Genomic DNA, 1,183 nt, shown 5'->3' on the forward strand with positions numbered 1-1,183 from the left:
GCGGGTCGGCTTAATTCAGCAACTGTCTTCTGATGAGTGGTCAGGTCGCTACCGGGGCCCCAGCCATCAGCTCATCGCGGCGCCGCGCATTGACGATCGCCAGCAGCTTGCGCATGCAGGCCACCAACGCGACCTTGGCCAACTTCCCGCGTTCTCGCAGTTGCTGGTAATGCGCTTTCATCACCGGATCCCAGCGCACGGCCGATAGCGTGGCCATGTACAGCGCCACGCGAACGGGTGCACGACCGCCCCGGATCCTGCGCTTGCCTCGCGTCTGGCCGCTGTCGCGGTTCATCGGGGCCACGCCGACCAGTTTGGCGATCTTCTGCCGCGTCAACGTGCCGAGCTCGGGCAACAGCGCCAGGCTCGTCGCCTGGAAGATCGGTCCCATGCCTTTGGATGAGCGCAGAGCCGGGGTCAGGTGCTCATCCAGCAGCGCCTTCATCTCGCGGTCGATGGCCGCCAGCTCGTGCCGGAGTGCGGCGACCGTACGCGCCATCAGCTTGCTGATCGCAGCCGGTGCCATGGCCGCCTGCTGCTTCTGCGCCTGTAGCGTGGTCACGACCTGGCCGCGACGCCGCAGCCAGCCCCGCAGGTCCCGCTGCCAGCGAGAGGGGGCGTCATAGCGACGTAGCCGCCCGGCGAACAGCCCCGACAGCAGGCATAGCAGCCGCGCATCGATCTCGTCGGTCTTGGCCAACTCACCGGTGGCCCTGGCAAAATCCCGTGCCTGGCGCGGGTTGATCCGGGCAACCCAGATGCCGGCATCGCAACAGGCATCGAGCAGCGGCTCCTCGTAGCCACCGGTTGCTTCGACCACAACACGCGCCTCGGCCACGCCCCTTAATCGGCCGATGAGCTTGCCGATCCCCGCTGCGGTATTGGCGAAGCGCACCACACCCGCCACGCCGTCGATAGCCACATCCAGCGCTGCTTTACCTACGTCGATTCCCACTGCAGTCATCCCGGTTCTCCGCTAGAGTTGGCTGGTCGAGAACATCGCGCCCGAGGCCCACGCTTATCGGTTCGAGGGAAACCTCGATCAACTGTCCGGGCGCAGGGCGCGAGATCCGGCGTGCGGCCCCTGCTGAATTACGGTGCGGCTACACCGAGGCGTTATCGGGCGCGCACGCCGGGTTCTCGGCCACTACAGTAGGGAAGTTCAAAGACATAAGGCGTTAGG

The 1,183-nt window shown here is 66.0% G+C and carries 1 protein-coding gene; it reads right to left on the reverse strand.

What is annotated here, in order from left to right; translation table 11 throughout:
- Window positions 1-40 precede the first annotated feature (40 nt).
- On the reverse strand, window positions 41-964 hold the full coding sequence (locus tag FB548_RS18695; protein ID WP_142126324.1) for an IS110 family transposase: 924 nt from the start codon (window positions 962-964) through the stop codon (window positions 41-43).
- Window positions 965-1,183 lie beyond the last annotated feature (219 nt).

The organism is Pseudoxanthomonas sp. 3HH-4 (genome assembly GCF_006716465.1).
Lineage (GTDB): Bacteria > Pseudomonadota > Gammaproteobacteria > Xanthomonadales > Xanthomonadaceae > Pseudoxanthomonas_A.

Bases quoted from the DNA above. Each gene is read 5' to 3' on its own strand.
- FB548_RS18695 (WP_142126324.1), bottom strand. From the start codon at position 964: ATGACTGCAGTGGGAATCGACGTAGGTAAAGCAGCGCTGGATGTGGCT.